The sequence below is a fragment of the Sinobaca sp. SA16-1 genome, assembly GCF_059510515.1.
The window spans coordinates 707192-724134 of sequence record NZ_JCAKFL010000003.1; the positions used below are offsets into that span (position 1 = coordinate 707192).

Here is a 16943-nt window from a genome sequence, read left to right on the forward strand (position 1 = left end):
AGCTTCTTCCTTAGGGAAGAGGCTCTTTTGGTGAATCCATCAGTTCAAAATCAACCGCCTGTTTTTCTTCACCGTTTATTAAAACAGCCAGCGTGTGCCTGCCCGGATAATGAACCCGGGTCGTTAACTGCCGGAAGGACAAGGTTTTAACGAACTGCCTGTGCGTGTCAGCTGCTACCTCTGTTTCGGTTACATGAAATACCTTCCGCGAGCGGCGGCCGCTGTTTTTTACATAATCCACTGCGAATTCCACCCGCACCTTCGTACGCTTTTTGGTCGAGAGGAGAAAAGAAAACTCTGCGCTGTCACCGATAGGCAGCCTGTCGGGAACGATAGTGAGATTGGACACTTCTGTGCGGCCTGGATAAAATCCAAACAGCCCTAATATTCGGAGGTCGCCTTTTTTCAGCAGGGAGCGCGACGCATGCTTGACGATCCAGCTGGTACGTCCTCCTATTTCATTCCAGCGGGTAACCGTTTCGAGAAATAAATCGGGATGGGTTTTGGATATGTCATTCAAATGATTGGCCACACTTTTCTGCACATACAGAGACGGATCCTGAGCGAGTTCTTCCAGCAGAGGAAGCGTGAGTTCAGGATTCTTTTTTAATGCAGGGATTCCTTCTCCCCATGGCAGTCGTGGGCGGCTGCCTTCGCTGGCCAGTCGGCGGATATGCTCATTCGGGCTGCGGGTCCATACAGCCATCCGTGCCAATGTGCCGTTCAGGTCATGTTTTAAAAAGGAACGGATCGCATATTCTGAGGTGGAATAGCACGTATAGGCTTCCAGCGCCTGAAGGGACCGCTCCCGGTGCAGATGGCCAAAGCGTGCCACAAATTCAGGAAAGACAATGCCTTCCAGCCCTTGAAAAGAAGGAGCGGCCTGGTCAAGTAACTCGAGTGCTTCGAGATACCCATCAGGCAGGACCTGCTGCATCGATTCGGCAATCCGTGCAGCCCGCTGCTTAAATTCCAGCTGCTCCCAGTCTCCCTGGTATACGGCGTTTCGGAAATCTACCACAGAAACGGCAGGCGAAAGCGCAGAGAGTATGCCGCCAAGACGTTCCACGTAGTCTGAACTATAAATACTTTTTAGACTGGCTGTCATATGATCCCCCCGTTGAGATGCTTAATTGTAAACTATTTTATATCATAGATGGAATATTTGATAAATCTGCCGATAGTAAGAAAAAGACTGTATACCATATTATACGGGATAAAAGGAGATAATCGAATGGCATTTCTAACAATAGCAGGCTTGAGAAGAACTGAAAAAAAAGGAAACGGATCCACACCCGTTTATCAGGGGAAAGGCACATTATCTATACCATCCGGCAGTGATATGCACCGGCAGCTGCATATTATCAATTTAAGCGAAGCGGATCTTTCGATAGTGAAATCACTCAAGCCTCTAGTGGTAGAAAACATAGATTGGATCACCGAACAGTTTTACTGCAATATTACCAAACAGCCCAACCTTCTGGAGATCATTGAAAAACACAGCCACGTGGAGCGTCTGAAAACAACGTTAAAAGCCCATATCGTGGAGTTGTTTGATGGGGCGATTGATGATACGTTTTTGGCAAAAAGAAAGCGCATTGCCCATGCCCACGTACGGATTGGTCTGGAAACGAAATGGTACATGTCTGCTTTTCAGGATCTGCTGAACTCACTGGCTAAAACCGCCGAAGCTCATATTGAAAGCCGGGAGGAATTAACACAGGCTGTACTTATTATAAGCAAGTTGATTAATTTTGAACAGCAGATCGTTCTTGAAGCCTATGAAGAAGAAAACGAGAGACTTCGTCTGGCAGATCAGGCCGTGACGGATACGTTCATCGAACGGGTCAACGTTACGTCCGAAGAGCTGTCAGCTATATCTGAAGAAACCAGTGTGTCGATTAAACAAACAACGGTGCAGTCGGAAAATATATTAAAGCTTGCCCAGCAGGGATCAGACCTGGCCGATAAGTCGGAGGCGTCTTCGATGAGCGGCAAAACCCAGGTGGAGCACCAAAGTGAAAACATGGCCTATATTAAAAAAAGCATGGATACGATCCTGCAGGATTCCAAAGAACTGCAGGTCATTTCCCAGCAGATCAATGAAGTGATCGATATCGTTCAGGATATTGCGGTGAAAACGAACCTGCTAGCGCTGAACGCCGCAATTGAAGCATCGCGTGCGGGCGAACACGGAAAAGGGTTTTCTGTCGTAGCCGACGAGATACGTGCGCTTTCAACCCAGACGAAACACTCTACGTCCACTGTCTCGGACTTGATTGCCAAAACCAATGCACAGGTGAAAAATGTGTCCGCTTCTGTGGGTCAAGTTAATTTACTCGTCCAGGAAGGAACGAACGGCATGGCGGAGACAGACCGTTATTTTGCCGAAATTCTGGCAGCGATGAAAGAGTCAAAAGGACAGAACGAGAAAATTGAAATGGAGCTTGGGACGTTTGCTGCGGTAATGAAGGAAATGGAACACGCCATGGCAGAGGTGGCCGGTTCGGCTGAAGGGCTCAGCCGGATACGGGAAGAATTTGAACAACAGCAGCGCTGAAAAAAACGGAACCTCTTTTAAAAGAGGTTCCGTTTTTTTTCGGGCCGGCGGGAAGAAGCAAGCTGCAGGTTGGACTGCACGCAGTTCCGGCCGCGGCTTTTTGCTTTATATAGAGCCTGGTCTGCCTGTTCTGCGATAGGACAAAGCGGGGGAGGCAGGGTGCCGGCAGCGGTGTAGGTTGAAGCAACTCCGAAGCTGGAAGTAACTGTAATGCTTTTATCTTCAATGGTAATCGCCGACGCGGCAATTTTCCGGCGTAGATTCTCGGCAATTTTTACAGCGGTTTTTAATGGGACGTTGGGAAGGCAAATAATAAACTCTTCTCCACCAAACCGTCCGATAATATCGGAAGCACGCAGGTTGTCTTTCACCGTAAGCGCCACGTTTCGCAGCGCCCGGTCTCCGGCTTCGTGGCCGAAGGTATCATTTACCTGTTTAAAGTAATCGATATCAAACATAATGATGCTGACATAGCCTCCTTTTCGGCTTAACGTTTTGTTTGCATCGTTTGCGCGCTCAATAAAGGCGGCTTTATTCAGAAGCATCGTAAGAGAATCAATCGTCGCAAGCTCTTTTAGTTCTTTTTCTATTTCCACGCGCGTGGTGACATCAATTAATGTAACGATTTTCCCAATATCTGTATTATTTCTATCATAGATAGAGGAAAAACGGGGATGGAAGTGGTAGTTTATTTCGTCGGTCTCCCACGTGAAGTCTTCTTCTTTTTCCTGGTATATAATCTTAAGGAATTTAGGATGATCTGCTAATACTTTATCTGCGGGCTGGCCGATGGAATCATCTGAGAGTTCGGGTACCAGCTCCTGCATGGGCCGGGTATAGTCTATAATCATGTCGCTTTTATTCAGCACGATGACCGGCTCTTTCATATTTTCAAATACCCGGTCTCTTGCGATCGGAGCCACAAGAAAAAAAGGAAACATGACAAGGGCAAAGCCGTGAAACAAAAAGGAAACAGCCAAAAACACAGGAGCGAGATCAAGGCCGGCGGGCTGGAAATTATATGCATGAAGAATACCGGATAGAATGGGAATGCAGATGCCGGCTGCCATTAACAGGGTAGGGACTTTGTATTTCGAAGAAACGCGCTGCAGCTGGCGCAGCAAAATGAGAACACTTGAGAGCAGGCAGAAGAACATAAAAAAAGAATGTATATAGAACCACAGACCCGGCACCAGGTTTAAAACAGGAAAAGGCCCGCTGTTATCAAAAGAAACAGATGCATAAAAATAAGAGTGCAGATGACTTGTCTGCTGCATTAAAAGAGTGATTACAGGAAGCACGCATAGCAGCTGAAAAAGCCAGGATGGCATTTTTAATCCAACATAGCGGACACACATAAATAAAATAAACAATGGAATAAAAGGGATAAACAAATATTCCACGTTCAGCCAGAATCTTATATTTTCAAAGGAGGAGGCGGATAAACGAAGCGTATGCGCAAAGGCATACAAGGCAGTATAAAGCGTAGCCAGAATAAAATAAAACCCGCCGGGAGAAGCTTTAATTTTAAAAATGGCAAATATGCTGAGCATAAGGCTGAGAACGCCGCTGAGCACAACAGCACTCATGTAGAGGCTTAAATCTCCCATTACTGTATCCTCCTCTATAAACAGTTCCGAACGATCATGTATATTTTATAACGAACTATCTATAGTATAAACAATCTTTATATCGAATGGTATGGTTATTCCTATAATAATAGGGAAAAGAAGGAAAAAAATGCCCGGCGGCAGGTGCTGTTAACGGGAGCCTGCCGGCTCGGACAAAAGGTGCTCGTAGACGCGGACGCAGTTGCGGCCATCACGCTTGGCCTCATACAGAGCAAGATCAGCTTTTTTTGTTAACCTGTTGAGTACTGCCGGGACATCCGCCGGCTCATCAAGCAGCACATGGGCAATCCCGAAACTCGAAGTCACTTCAATATCAAACTCTTCTGTGACAATTTTTAATCCGGCTATTGCCAGACGAAGCGTGTGGGCTTTTTCCACCGCTTCTTCTTTTGTTGTTCCGGGAAGACATAAAATAAACTCCTCCCCGCCATAACGGCCGGCAATATCAGACGGGCGCAGGCTTTTTCTAACGATTTGGGCAATGCTTGTAAGCACCTGGTCTCCGGCATCATGGCCGTATGTGTCATTAACCTGTTTAAAATAATCAATATCCAATAAGATAAGCGCTGCCTGTACGGGTGGAGACGTCGGCAGGCTTAGACTTTTTTCAGCCTGTTCGGTAAAAAAGGTACGGTTGTATATTTGGGTAAGGCCGTCCGTGCTGGCCAGGTGTTTTAATGTTTCTTCCATTGCTACACGTTCTGTAATATCGAGAAAGGTAACAACGGTCCCGGCGTGGTTGCTGTTTTTATCCATCACCGGAGAGAAACGGACGTGAAAATGGGCAGGCCGTTCGTTGATTTGAAGAGAAAAATCACATTCTTCGCCTTTCTCGACAGCAGTAACTAGATCTTCGTGTTTGTTCAGCGCCTCATGTATTGAATGGCCGACGAGTGGATCGGTAACATGCAGGGGCAGGCTTTTAAAAGAGGTATTGTAGTCAATAATAATATCGTTATCGTTTAGCACAAGCACTCCCTGCTCAATGCTTTCAAACACAATATCTCTTGCGATCGGCGCTACATCAAACATGCGCAGGGAGGTAAGCGCCAGCCCATGAAACACAAAAGACAGGCTCATAAAAACAGGAACCAGATCGATACTTCCGGCGCCGGTATTGACGGTGTTCAAAAATCCGCCGATGCCCGGCACGATAAGCCCGATAATCATCAAATAAGTCTGCTTTCGAAACGGTTTAATTAATTTCCGAAGCTGCAGGAGCAAAAGCACAATGCTGATACAAACGCAGCTGTAAAAAAATACAGCATGAAGCATATAAAAAGGGCCATGCTGCAAATAGATAACTGAAAACGGATTATTAACGATTACCCCCATAGAAGTATAATACATATAGTGAAATTCATTTGTGTTTTGCATGATAATAGTGATTACAGGAATAATTAACACAAGACAAGACATCCATAGTCGCACTTTATGGCCGCAGTATTCTGCAGCCATTAAGAGAATAAATACAGGCAGCAGCGGCAGCGCAATATACTCGACGCGGAGCCAAAAGCGCATCGCTTCATAAGTCATGCTGTAAATTTCCATTGCATAGGAAAAGGTAAACAGGGCGGACAAGGCGGTAACAATAATATAATAGCGGCCGCCCGGCGCATGCCGGAACTGCATAAATCCGAAAATAGAAAGAAAAGAACTTAATAGAGAGGCAACGGATACAATAATTAAATAGATTATAACGGTCGACGACATAGGTTCTTCTCCTTCTATATATAAGTATGGCTGTATCTAGTATATAGAGAGGACGTTTGTTCGTCTATAGTGTACAAAAATATAATATTCACTGTGATAGAAGAATAAATGGCAGTCATTATTTTTTCGGAAATCAATAGTTAAAGAACAAATGTGAGTCCATAGGCAATGAGAATACTAGAAACGATAAAGTACAGGGAGAATGGTAAATTCCATAAGCTGAGCCGGAAAGGCACAAGGTTCATCTGGCCGGCCAGAAGCGACACCGATAAATTATAAGGGCTGTAAATGGCCGTGGCGAGACTTGATGTAATTAATACGAGCGCGAGCGGGATGGAAGAAATATCGGCCATTACGGGAGAAAGCACTTCGCCAAGAAGCGCAATCGATACGAGCGGATGAAAGCCGCTGAATGAAGCCAGGATGAAATACAGGCCGATTAATCCGAACAACAGCAGTTCATGCCCGGCATTCGCAAGAAAGACAGCTTCCAAATAAGAAATAAAAGGAGACGCCGACAGCATTTCCACAAAAAAACCGGCACTTAGAAACATAAAGAAATAGTTGGAAAGAGAAAAAGTCCGCACTTTAAAAACGGGAACGGCAATATTTAAATAACGTCTGCGCCTATGAATCAGCAGCGCCCAAATAAATGAAATCGGCACAATCGATAGAACGACGGAAAACAAAAAGCCCTGCTCGAATAAGTATTCAAAAAGAGTCGCCGTCAGCACGAGCACACAGAGCATGCCCATCATCTGCGCGGTTTTTCTAATGATTTTTTTTAAAGGAAGGCTTTCGCTGGTCTTTATCATAAGAGGGAGGCCTTTGTATTTTCTGCGTGAAAATATCCAATCGGATAAAAACATCAGCAGCACGAGCGGAATTAAAAATGGGACGAGGTGAATATAGGTAAACCCCGTTAAATCAAGCGAAATGATGACCATAATTTCAATAGGACTCCACACAAGACAAAGCGCGTACCCGCGCAGAATGCTGCGGGTATAAAAAATATCGGCCATTTTCGTCTTCATGCCGGAAAGCGACGGCTTTAACGTCCGATGAACGAGCGACACGGTGGCGATGTTTAAAAAGAGCCCTAGAAAGTGGGAAATCATAAAGCTGCGCGTGTACAGTGTGTGTACGTCATGAACGCCATTCTGGAGAAGCCGGCGCAGGCTCGTATCATACTGTCCGGCCCGTATAATCGAATTTAAAAAAGGAAGAACAAAAAACAGAGACAATATGCCGATCATCGAATCAAAATACAAAAAGAAAGAGCTCCAGGCAGTTCCGTTGTAGACAAACAACACGGATGCCAGAATAAGAAAGACCAGTCCTGATTTTTTATAAAGGCCGGATGCGTGTAAAGAAGCTGCCGCAAGCGACAATACAGCGAGAATGCCTACCGCATAAGAGAAAAACGGCGTTTCCCAAAAGCGGGACATGGTATAGATAAGTATTAAACTCGAATATAACGTAATAATGACCGGCCTCATAGTCTCCTCCTTTTTATTGAATAAAACATATTATCTCATGTATTTTTAAACGATCCTACAAAATATTTAAAGAAAATAGTTACAGCAGCTGAATGTTTCCGATAGACTAAGAATAAGAGAGCAGCAGCAGAGAGAAGCTGTATAGTAAAACAATCAGGAGGCACAACCGTCATGACAATAAAAGCACAAAGCCTGGATTTACACAAATATACGTCCAATATATGTACAGCATTAGTAGGAAAAACAGAAGAAGAAGTGAACCGGGAACTGGATATTATTCTGCCTAAAGAGCCTGACGTACTGGAATGGCGTGCTGATCATTTGCAGACGCTGGCAGACACCGGCCGGGTGCTTCGTACAGCCTCATCCATTAGAAAGCGGGCCGGCAGCCTGCCGATTATTTTCACGATCCGGTCCGTGCACGAAGGCGGAGAAACGATCGACATAGAAGAAGAGGCAAAAATAGAGCTGATCGAGCAGGTAGCGGCAACTGGAAGTGTGAGCGCGGTAGACTATGAATGGAGTAATCAACAGGAACAGGTGGAAACTGTTCAAAAGTCCTGCCGGAAACACGGGATCCAGTGTATCCTGTCCTATCATAATTTTCAGGAAACGCCTGCCCGTGAAGATATGGTACGAATTCTTCAAGAGATGGCTGCTCAAAATCCGGATTACGGCAAGCTCGCTGTCATGCCGAAGAAAAATACGGATGTACTGCAGCTATTAGATGTGACCGAAGAGCTGGCAGCCTCTATTGACATGCCGATTATTACAATGGCGATGGGGAAGCTTGGAGGCATTACCCGGCTCGCCGGCTGGCAGTACGGGTCCGTTCTCACGTTTGCCGTGGGAAGCAGCAGTTCTGCTCCCGGCCAGATACCGATTGATTTAGTCAGAAGTGTGGAACAAGTGCTTAAATAAAGGGGATTATACAGAAAGCCGTCCGGCATCCGGGCGGCTTTCTCATGCGTTATTTATGTCTAGCCCGCCGGATACTTCACAGCGTTTTTTGCCAGCTTCTGCTCGATAATTTCTTTTACATCAAGATTTAGGTCTGAGCACATCATCAAAGCATAAATAAGCACGTCGGCGATCTCTTCGCGGATATTATCTCCGTTCGCCTCCAGCGCCTGGGCACTGCTTTTCCACTGGAAATCCTCCAGCAGCTCGGCTGCTTCAATAGAAAGGGAAATCGCAAGATCTTTTGGGTTATGGTACTGCCGCCAGTCTCTCTCGTCCCGGAAGTGGTTAATTTCGTTGATTAACTGATTAATGTCGCTCATGGTCTGCTCCTTTGCTTACCGCCCGTAGTTTCTTTTTCAGCTTAGGGTCAATGGCATATAAAAACAAGCCGTGGATGCCCCGCTTCATTAACATAGTAAGCGAATTTAAAATAATTTCCTCTTTCATCTGTTCATTCTGCGCTTTTGTATAGTCTTTTCTTGCCGCAAATGCGCCTTTATCCTGGTATTTTGTCGTATCAATGACTAGTTTGTCTGTTTCTTCATCGTAGCTTACGGAAGGGCCGATCACCACGCCGGCATAGTTCAAATCAAAGCCCTGCACCGTATAAATGGAGCCGACTTCCTTGATCGTCTGGGGACTCTCGGCCCATGTTTTTTTGTCGTCCGTGCGGTTCCACGGCATGTTTAAACCATCTTCGTCGACATAGTAGGTGCCGCCATCCTTTTTATGCAGGTAATCAAACGTGGATACGATCCGGGAAAGGCCATGCTGTTTGTTCTTCGCTTCAATGGCCTGCCGGAAGTCATCCGGATCGTCAAACAGCTGAAATTCATAGCTGTCTGGACGGTCCAGCGGAAAAACAGGTACCTGCTTTTCGAGAAAAGCATTGATCCAGTCCAGTACGGATTGGTCCGCAGTCATCCGCAGCTGCGAAGAAAGTGGCAGCGTTTCGGTTTTATATTGCCTGCTGATATTCTGCATCATCTTTTCGTTCCAATAGCTTTTAATTTTCAGTACCTGATTTGGATCGAATATAATAATGGTGATTTTACTGCGCTTCATAATTTCCTGCAGATGGTTTGCAGCGTTGAAATTATTGTAGGAATCTTCTTTGGTCAGCAGGAGGTGGGCTTCGTCCACCAGCGTAATATCTGCCGTTTGATCCTGTTTTGTCATTTTATTAATAAATGACGTTGGCTTTTCAAAATTATTTTTCTTTAAATTAGGCAGACTGTCCGCCATATTTTTATACGTTTTAAGCATTTCGGCGTGATTAACGAGTAAGTAGTTTTTTGTTTTGTAGAGCGTCGAGCCCGGATCGCCGGCTTCATCCTGGATCGTGTTAAACAGGGAGCTGAGCAGCACGCTTTTGCCGGTGCCGGCATCGCCTTGAATAATAAACACCCGATGCTCCGGATGCTGGATGTGTTCTTTGCAGTATGCAATCAGCTTTTCTTTTACATCTACCTGCTCCGGAGAAAGCTCCTTAAAAGGGGAAAGCTTGAACAGATCCTTGTTCTCCAAATACGCCAGGGATTCGGACACGATATTCCGGCTGCGCAGCTCTTCCCAGATTTCCTGAAACAGTGTCTCGTTGTAGTAACTTTTCTGGTAGTACTGGTGCATCTGCCTAGTGGCACGCTGGCTGACATTCTGGAGCTTGTACCGGTTGTCGGCAATAAAGTAGTTAATGAGGTTGGATTCAATGTTATATGTAGCCGACTGGTTGAATGTTTCATGGCCGAACATCAGAAGGGAGTTCAGGCTGCGGCGTTTTGGATTGACAAAATGATTCTTCAGGCGCCGGTCCGCCTGCACAGACTGGCCGATATAGGCCGTCGGTTTGTTTTTCTCATACAAAATATAAATCACAGGCTGATTATTTAACGCCTGTACGGGCATGGATGCAATAGTTTCTTCGGTAAATGTGTGATGTTCGACGATTAATGGGCCCATACTTTCTCCTTAAGTGTATTTTTCTCATCGTACCATAAGACAGATTGCGGCAAAAAGAACGTGAAGAAATTAACATAGAAATTGCGGAAAAATTATTGTATACTATAACAATAATTGAAATAAAACCTGTATTAAAACACGGCTTCATATTTTATTCTTCGGCCTAGGATGATACAATATAGTAAGGTAATTATGTGTATGAAGCGGATGTACAGCAGACAATATAGAAGAGTGAAAAGTAGAACGCTTACATCCTTTCAATAAAATTAAGTATAGAGGCGATAACATGAGTAAGGAACATACTTCTACAGACGTCATTTTAATTGGTGCAGGTATTATGAGCGCCACGCTGGGTTCGCTATTAAAAGAAGTAGCACCGGAATGGAACATTACAATGTTTGAGAGACTGAGCGGGGCAGGCGAAGAAAGTTCCAATGAATGGAACAACGCAGGCACGGGCCATTCTTCGCTCTGTGAGCTCAACTACACGGACCAGAATCCGGACGGCTCCATCGACATCAGCAAGGCTGTCAAAGTGAACGAAGAATACCAGCTGTCCAAGCAGTTCTGGTCGTATCTTGTCACGAGCGGAAAGATACAAAATCCAAGAGACTTTATTATGCCGGTGCCGCACATGAGCTTTGTGCAGGGCCAGGACAATGTCAACTTTTTGAAAAAGAGACTCGATGCTCTATCAGGAAATCCATTATTTCAGGGCATGGATTATGCAACCGATGCCGAAACGTTAAAAAAATGGATCCCACTCATGATGAAAGGCCGTTCGCTGGACGCTCCGATTGCCGCAACGAAAATTGACGCCGGCACCGACGTAAACTTCGGCGCCTTAACGCGCAAACTGTTTAACCATCTGGAAAGCCAGGACGTTAATATGAAATTCAGGCATCAGGTGGAAGACATTAAGCGCGTAAGCGGCGGCGGATGGAAGCTGAAAGTACAGAACCTGGAAACCGGAAAAACAGAACATCACCAGGCTAAATTTGTCTTTATCGGCGGCGGAGGCGGAAGCCTTCATCTTCTTCAGAAAACCGGAATACCGGAAAGCAGAGGCATCGGCGGATTCCCGGTAAGCGGCATGTTTATGGTATGCAGGAAGCCGGAAATTGTCGAGCAGCACCATGCGAAAGTATATGGCAAAGCACCGGTCGGCGCGCCCCCAATGTCCGTTCCCCACCTGGACACAAGGTTAATTGATAAGGAAGAGTCGCTGTTCTTTGGACCATTCGCGGGCTTTTCCCCGAAATTTCTGAAATCAGGATCGAATCTGGATCTTTTCACTTCCGTCAGGGCAAACAACCTGATTACAATGTCGGCGGCCGGCATGAAAAACATGCCTCTGACAAAGTACCTGATCAATCAATTGCGGCTGAATAAGGAACAGCGGATGGAAGAACTGCGCGACTTCGTACCGGAAGCAAAAAGCGAAGACTGGGAGCTTCTTGTCGCCGGCCAGCGTGTGCAGGTTATTAAAGACACAGCCGAAGGCAAAGGCACGCTGCAGTTCGGCACGGAAGTCGTCAGCTCTGCCGACGGTTCTGTATCCGCTCTTCTCGGCGCCTCACCGGGCGCGTCTACTGCTGTTGCTGTCATGCTCGAAGTAATGGAAAAATGCTTCCCGGACAAAGCAAGCCGCTGGGAGCCGAAGATCAAAGAAATGATTCCATCCTACGGCAAAAAGCTGTCCGATCATCCCGAGCTCGTGGACAAGCTGCACGAATCCACAGCAAAAGCACTGAACCTGGAGCAGGAAGAAAAAAAGCAGGGGAATTTAGCTTAATAGGATTTGAAAACGCGCATGCGGCCTGAGGGTTGCGTGCGTTTTTTATTAAAGAAAAAATATTATAGTTTCAGGATAATGCATGGTGAACCGTATCATAAGTTCAGTTATTCTTATTCGTTCATATTAGATTTAATAGCGATAAAGAAGCATACATTAGAAAACTAGTCTGCTTAAACAACTGTAAACCGGGAATAGAAGACCTAAGCATACTATGTCTCAAACCATGAGGAGGTTTTTTATGCTCGATTATAAGTTGACCCGCGTGATTGATTTGACAATTATGAAGCAGAATCTGGAAGGGTTTCCGGAGAATGTCCTGGCGGATGCGCACCGGGAATTGGCGCTGGAAATTGGCTATGAGTTAAAGAATGAAGATAAAGAAGAGCTCGACCGTACGACGCAGGCGATTGATGATTATTTAAATATGAAGCTGGGCTATCAGGAATTAACAGAAACAATCCAGCAGCAGCAAAAAGAGCAGTAAAAAACGAGCAGGGATTTGAGCCCCTGCTCGTTTTTATGCGTCTGCTTCTGTTTTGTTTTTCTCTGTTTTATCAATAACTTTCGTTCCAACGAGGTCGCCGGTCACGTTCAGTGCCGTCGCTCCCATACCGATCAAAACGTCGACTGCTACAAGCAGGGCAACGGCTTCCATCGGCAGCCCGAGCTGGGCGAAAACGGTGGCAATCATAATGATACCCGCACCGGGCACGCCGGCTGTGCCAATGGTAGCCAGTGTGNCAAAACGTCGACTGCTACAAGCAGGGCAACGGCTTCCATCGGCAGCCCGAGCTGGGCGAAAACGGTGGCAATCATAATGATACCCGCACCGGGCACGCCGGCTGTGCCAATGGTAGCCAGTGTGCCGATCAGCACAATCTGCAGGATGGCGACAAAGCCGAGCGGTTCTCCAATAACGTTAGCGGCGAATACGGCGGAAACCGCCACGCGTATCGCTGCGCCGTCCATATTAATCGTAGAGCCGAGCGGAATACTGAAGCCGTACAGGCTCTGCCGGATGCCGAGATTTTTCGCTGCATTGAGCGTAATAGGAACGGTTCCTGTGCTGCTCTGTGTGACAAAAGCGGTAAGCATCGGTGTACGGGCTTCTTTGAAAAACGCTCCGAGTTTGGTTTTCGTAACAAGCAGCAATCCGATGTACAAAGCCAGCTGCACGGCAAGTGCCGCATACAGCACGAGAATAAAGTTTCCGAGTGACAGCAGAGTGCCAGCGCCCTGGCTGCCGACGATACCGGCGATAATAGCGAAAATGCCGAACGGAATGTACTGGAGAATTCCTTTCATTACTGTGATGGTCATTTCATTTAACGCTTCTGCGCCGCGGTAAAGCCTCTCTCCCATATCCCCTGTAGAGGCGGACGAGCGCAGATAGGAAATCGCGATACCAAAAACGATGGCGGTAAAAATAATGCCAAGCAGATTCATTTCTGTAAAAGCAACAGCGAGGTTATCCGGTACAATACTTAGAACCACTTCTGTTAGTCCCGGACTGTCGGGAGAATCAACATTTTCACTTCCGTCGAGTGTGACCCCGGTCCCCGGATTAAAAAGACTGGCGACAGAAATACCAACAATAATCGCAATGGCAGAGGTAACAACATAATAGAGAAAAACTTTTCCGCCCATGCGGCCAAGCCCTTCTATTGTAGTCTGGTTTACCCCGACGATAAGGGTAAATAAAATAAGGGGAATAATAATAAACTGCAGGAGCCGCATCAGCAGATCTCCGAAAGGCGCAAGCACAGAGGCATTTTCCCCGAATATAAGTCCAACTGCAATACCGGCTGCAAGAGCAACGGTAATTTTTTTTATCAACGACACTTCAAAATACTTTTTCACTAACTGCTTCAAGCCAAACCCTCCTTTATAAAAAAACCTATCGATTTAGTCAACATTAAATAACCTATCTAAAATAGGAAGGAAAGTCAATAAGATTGCTTACAATATGTATAAAACCTTATAGAAAGCACTTGTCTTTTTCGTTTCTAAAGAGTTTTTACTAATAGGATGGTTATGAAAAAGGAGAGGAGGTCTTGTGTTAAAATGGAAATAAATTGGGAGGTGTGGTCGATGGGCAATCACTCAAATGATGGACATACCATCGGAGAATCTGCTATTGGAATCATGCCATCCGGCTTATTTATTATTAACACCTGTACGTTTTTCGATACGACGTTTAAACAAGATAAAACAAAGACCTGATCTTAAAACAAGTACTGGATTTTAGGTTGTTTGATAGAGGAGGTTTCAACATTGACAGCAAGGCTCATTTTACTCATTTAATATCCGTGGCCATTGGATCTTTTTCTGCTGACATACTGGAAAATATAAACGTTAATGTTTGGGCATCCAGAGTGATTGGTTGTTTTATTTCTATTCTGGCTGCATTTCCCTTAAATAGAATGTTTAAAATCTTTTAAAGTAATTATGTGCTGTTCATTTTTGCGGAACGAATTTTTATAATGGACAGGTTTAAATAAAAGAAAAAAAGGAATGATTATTTATGTACAATAATTACTAAATATTATCAAAGAATCAAAAGTACGTAAAAAGAAAGGATGACAAAACATGCAAAAAAGAAAACTGGGAACGTCAGAACTTGAGGTATCACCACTGGGACTCGGATGCATGGGCATGTCTGAATTTTACGGTACAGGAAATGAAGAAGAATCGATTCAAACGATTCACCACGCGCTTGAACAGGGAGTAACGTTTCTGGATACAGCCGATATGTATGGCGTCGGCCACAATGAGAAGCTGATTGGACGGGCGATTAAAGACCGCCGTGATGACGTAGTTCTGGCAACAAAATTCGGCAATGTTCGTGGAGAGGACGGTTCTTTTAAAGGAGTAAACGGGCATCCGGACTATGTTAAGCAATCATGTGAAGACAGCTTAAAACGCCTGGGAATCGATCATATTGATCTATACTACCAGCATCGTGTGGACCCGGTGGTGCCGATTGAAGAGACCGTCGGGGCGATGGCAGAACTCGTAAAAGAAGGAAAAGTCCGTTATCTGGGATTATCGGAGGCATCTCCAAAGTCGATAAAAAAAGCGCATCAAGAGCATACGATCACTGCGCTGCAGACGGAATATTCGCTCTGGAGCCGTGATGTGGAAGAGGAAATTCTTCCATTGTGCCGGGAACTCGGTATTGGCTTTGTTCCATACAGTCCGCTTGGCCGTGGCTTTTTAACCGGACAGATTAAAACGATCGATGACTTGGAAGAAAATGATTTCCGCCGCTACAATCCGCGCTTCCAAGGCGAAAATTTCCAAAAAAACATTGATCTTGTAAGAAAAGTCGAAGACCTGGCAAAGGAAAAAGGCTGCGATCCATCCCAGCTTGCTTTAGCCTGGCTTCTTGCCCAGGGAGAGGACATTGTGCCCATTCCGGGAACCAAGCGCCGCAAATACGTGGACAGTAACCTTGGAGCGCTGCAGGTGAACGTTTCAAAACAGGATCTTGAACAAATTGATAAAATAGTGCCCCGTGGTGCGTTTGCCGGAGAACGTTACCCTGCAGAACACATGAAAGGTCTTAACGACCAATAACAGATAACACGTAAGAAGCTTGGCATGCGGTTTTTCTACGAGAGAAGCACAGCTAATGGAATCCAGCTGTGCTTTTTCACATGGTACCAATTGAAAGATAAAAGGAGTAGATACTATGACTAATGAACGTCCGTTTGTCATGATCACAGGAGCCTCTTCCGGATTAGGACTGGAACTTGCTAAATTATTTGCTCAGGATGGGTATGATATTGCGATTTCAGGCTCGAGTGAGCGGATTTTTGAAGCAGAATCGACTATCAAAAGCTATGGGGTGGAGGCGTATCCTCTCCAGGCTGATGCCTCTACCTATGAAGGAGTGGAGGCATTCTGGCAGTTTGTAAAAAGCAAAAATAGAAAGCTGGATGCAGCTGTGTTGAATGTCGGTGTTAGTATGGGCGGTTCCTTCCTTGAAAATGATTTAGAAGAAGAGTTAAAGTTGATCGACATTAATATTAAAGGAACGGTGCATATGGCAAAACGCGTCGTGCAGCATATGGTTCCAAATAAAGAAGGAAATATTCTGCTCGTGTCTTCTGTCTCAGCGACGCTACCGACTCCGTATGAAACAGTATACGGACCCTCTAAAGCATTTGGATTTATGTTCGCGGAATCGCTGAGAGAAGAGTTAAAAGAAACAGGAGTCAATGTAACAGCGATGCTTCCTGGTGCGACCAATACAGATTTCCATCATAACGCCGGCATGGATTCTACGTACTTCGGCGACGAGAGAAACAAAAACGACAAAGAATTAGTCGCGCAGCAGGGCTACGAAGCGTTTAAGAATAAAGTAGATCACGTCGTGTGCGGGGATGAAGCGACGAAACAAGAAGCGGAAGACAATCGAACAACACCGGAAGAGGTAAAAGCTGCGGCCCATGCGAAAAAAGCAAAACCGCAATAACTAAAAAGAAGCTGCCGGTGAGCAGCTTCTTTTTAGTTATTCTACAGGTTGTACTTTATACACTTCCCGGGAAACAACGAGATTCTCTGTATTTTCGCGGTAGGCCTGGTAATGATCAGTCTGAATGTGCTGCTGAACGGCTTCTTCATCTTTCCACTTTTCCGAAAAGATAAGCACCTATCCATATTCCAGCAGCAGACTAAATTTCATGTTTATCTTCTCCTTTTCAAGACAAACTTAATATCCTGCCGTGATATGAATTCTGCGTAGACACACAAAAAACCTTCACCGCTGAGTCGGTGAATGTACACAAAAAAGCCTTCACCTGTCTCATAGGTAA

The 16943-nt window shown here is 45.4% G+C and carries 15 protein-coding genes and 1 pseudogene; 7 read left to right on the forward strand and 9 right to left on the reverse strand.

Annotation, left to right across the window (positions count from 1 at the left end; genetic code table 11):
• Positions 1-10: 10 nt before the first annotated feature.
• Positions 11-1108, reverse strand: coding sequence for a DNA alkylation repair protein (locus AC5W2J_RS11635; RefSeq protein ID WP_496059615.1), 1098 nt, complete (start codon positions 1106-1108; stop codon positions 11-13).
• Between the two features lie 126 nt (positions 1109-1234).
• On the opposite strand from AC5W2J_RS11635, the gene AC5W2J_RS11640 reads away from it, so the two are divergent.
• The gene (locus AC5W2J_RS11640) at positions 1235-2560 is read left to right on the forward strand and encodes a protoglobin domain-containing protein (protein WP_496059616.1); all 1326 of its coding nucleotides are present in this window, start codon (positions 1235-1237) and stop codon (positions 2558-2560) included.
• Positions 2561-2577: 17 nt separating this feature from the next.
• Here the strand turns inward: AC5W2J_RS11640 and AC5W2J_RS11645 are convergent, their stop codons facing one another.
• From AC5W2J_RS11645 to AC5W2J_RS11655, 3 genes are all read right to left on the reverse strand, one after another.
• Entirely contained in the window at positions 2578-4170 is a 1593-nt protein-coding gene (locus AC5W2J_RS11645; protein WP_496059617.1) for a histidine kinase N-terminal 7TM domain-containing diguanylate cyclase, read from the reverse strand.
• Between the two features lie 150 nt (positions 4171-4320).
• Positions 4321-5904, reverse strand: a complete 1584-nt coding sequence (locus tag AC5W2J_RS11650) for a histidine kinase N-terminal 7TM domain-containing diguanylate cyclase (RefSeq protein ID WP_496059618.1) — start codon at positions 5902-5904, stop codon at positions 4321-4323.
• Between the two features lie 140 nt (positions 5905-6044).
• Positions 6045-7403, reverse strand: a complete 1359-nt coding sequence (locus tag AC5W2J_RS11655; protein WP_496059619.1) for a hypothetical protein — start codon at positions 7401-7403, stop codon at positions 6045-6047.
• Between the two features lie 171 nt (positions 7404-7574).
• On the opposite strand from AC5W2J_RS11655, the gene aroD reads away from it, so the two are divergent.
• Complete coding sequence (aroD, locus tag AC5W2J_RS11660) at positions 7575-8324, forward strand: type I 3-dehydroquinate dehydratase (RefSeq protein WP_496059620.1); 750 nt, start codon at positions 7575-7577, stop codon at positions 8322-8324.
• Between the two features lie 59 nt (positions 8325-8383).
• Here aroD and AC5W2J_RS11665 read toward each other — a convergent pair whose 3' ends face one another.
• Positions 8384-8686 (reverse strand): nucleotide pyrophosphohydrolase, encoded by a 303-nt coding sequence (locus tag AC5W2J_RS11665; RefSeq protein ID WP_496059621.1) that lies wholly within the window; start codon positions 8684-8686, stop codon positions 8384-8386.
• Positions 8673-10325 carry a DUF2075 domain-containing protein gene (locus AC5W2J_RS11670; protein ID WP_496059622.1) on the reverse strand — a complete coding sequence of 551 codons (1653 nt, stop codon included), beginning with the start codon at positions 10323-10325 and terminating at the stop codon, positions 8673-8675. Before AC5W2J_RS11670 ends, AC5W2J_RS11665 begins: the two co-directional genes overlap by 14 nt.
• A gap of 286 nt (positions 10326-10611) precedes the next feature.
• Here AC5W2J_RS11670 and mqo point away from each other — a divergent pair, with 286 nt between their 5' ends.
• Entirely contained in the window at positions 10612-12120 is a 1509-nt protein-coding gene (gene mqo, locus AC5W2J_RS11675) for a malate dehydrogenase (quinone) (protein ID WP_496059623.1), read from the forward strand.
• Between the two features lie 241 nt (positions 12121-12361).
• A complete protein-coding gene (locus tag AC5W2J_RS11680; protein ID WP_496059624.1) occupies positions 12362-12607 on the forward strand; it encodes a hypothetical protein in 246 nt (81 codons plus the stop codon).
• Positions 12608-12640: 33 nt separating this feature from the next.
• Here the strand turns inward: AC5W2J_RS11680 and AC5W2J_RS11685 are convergent.
• Positions 12641-12754, reverse strand: a pseudogene (locus tag AC5W2J_RS11685) (hypothetical protein); the annotation flags it as partial.
• Positions 12755-12810: 56 nt separating this feature from the next.
• Positions 12811-13983, reverse strand: coding sequence for a dicarboxylate/amino acid:cation symporter (locus AC5W2J_RS11690; protein ID WP_496059668.1), 1173 nt, complete (start codon positions 13981-13983; stop codon positions 12811-12813).
• A 231-nt stretch (positions 13984-14214) separates the two neighbouring features.
• Between AC5W2J_RS11690 and AC5W2J_RS11695 the strand changes: the two genes are divergently transcribed.
• The 3 genes from AC5W2J_RS11695 to AC5W2J_RS11705 all read left to right on the forward strand — a co-directional run bounded on the left by AC5W2J_RS11695 (position 14215) and on the right by AC5W2J_RS11705 (position 16603).
• Positions 14215-14346, forward strand: coding sequence for a hypothetical protein (locus AC5W2J_RS11695; RefSeq protein WP_496059625.1), 132 nt, complete (start codon positions 14215-14217; stop codon positions 14344-14346).
• 366 nt (positions 14347-14712) lie between these two features.
• A complete protein-coding gene (locus AC5W2J_RS11700; RefSeq protein ID WP_496059626.1) occupies positions 14713-15702 on the forward strand; it encodes an aldo/keto reductase in 990 nt (329 codons plus the stop codon).
• Positions 15703-15817: 115 nt separating this feature from the next.
• Positions 15818-16603 (forward strand): SDR family NAD(P)-dependent oxidoreductase, encoded by a 786-nt coding sequence (locus tag AC5W2J_RS11705; RefSeq protein ID WP_496059627.1) that lies wholly within the window; start codon positions 15818-15820, stop codon positions 16601-16603.
• Positions 16604-16639: 36 nt separating this feature from the next.
• Here the strand turns inward: AC5W2J_RS11705 and AC5W2J_RS11710 are convergent, their stop codons facing one another.
• Positions 16640-16780 (reverse strand): putative quinol monooxygenase, encoded by a 141-nt coding sequence (locus AC5W2J_RS11710; RefSeq protein ID WP_496059628.1) that lies wholly within the window; start codon positions 16778-16780, stop codon positions 16640-16642.
• Positions 16781-16943 lie beyond the last annotated feature (163 nt).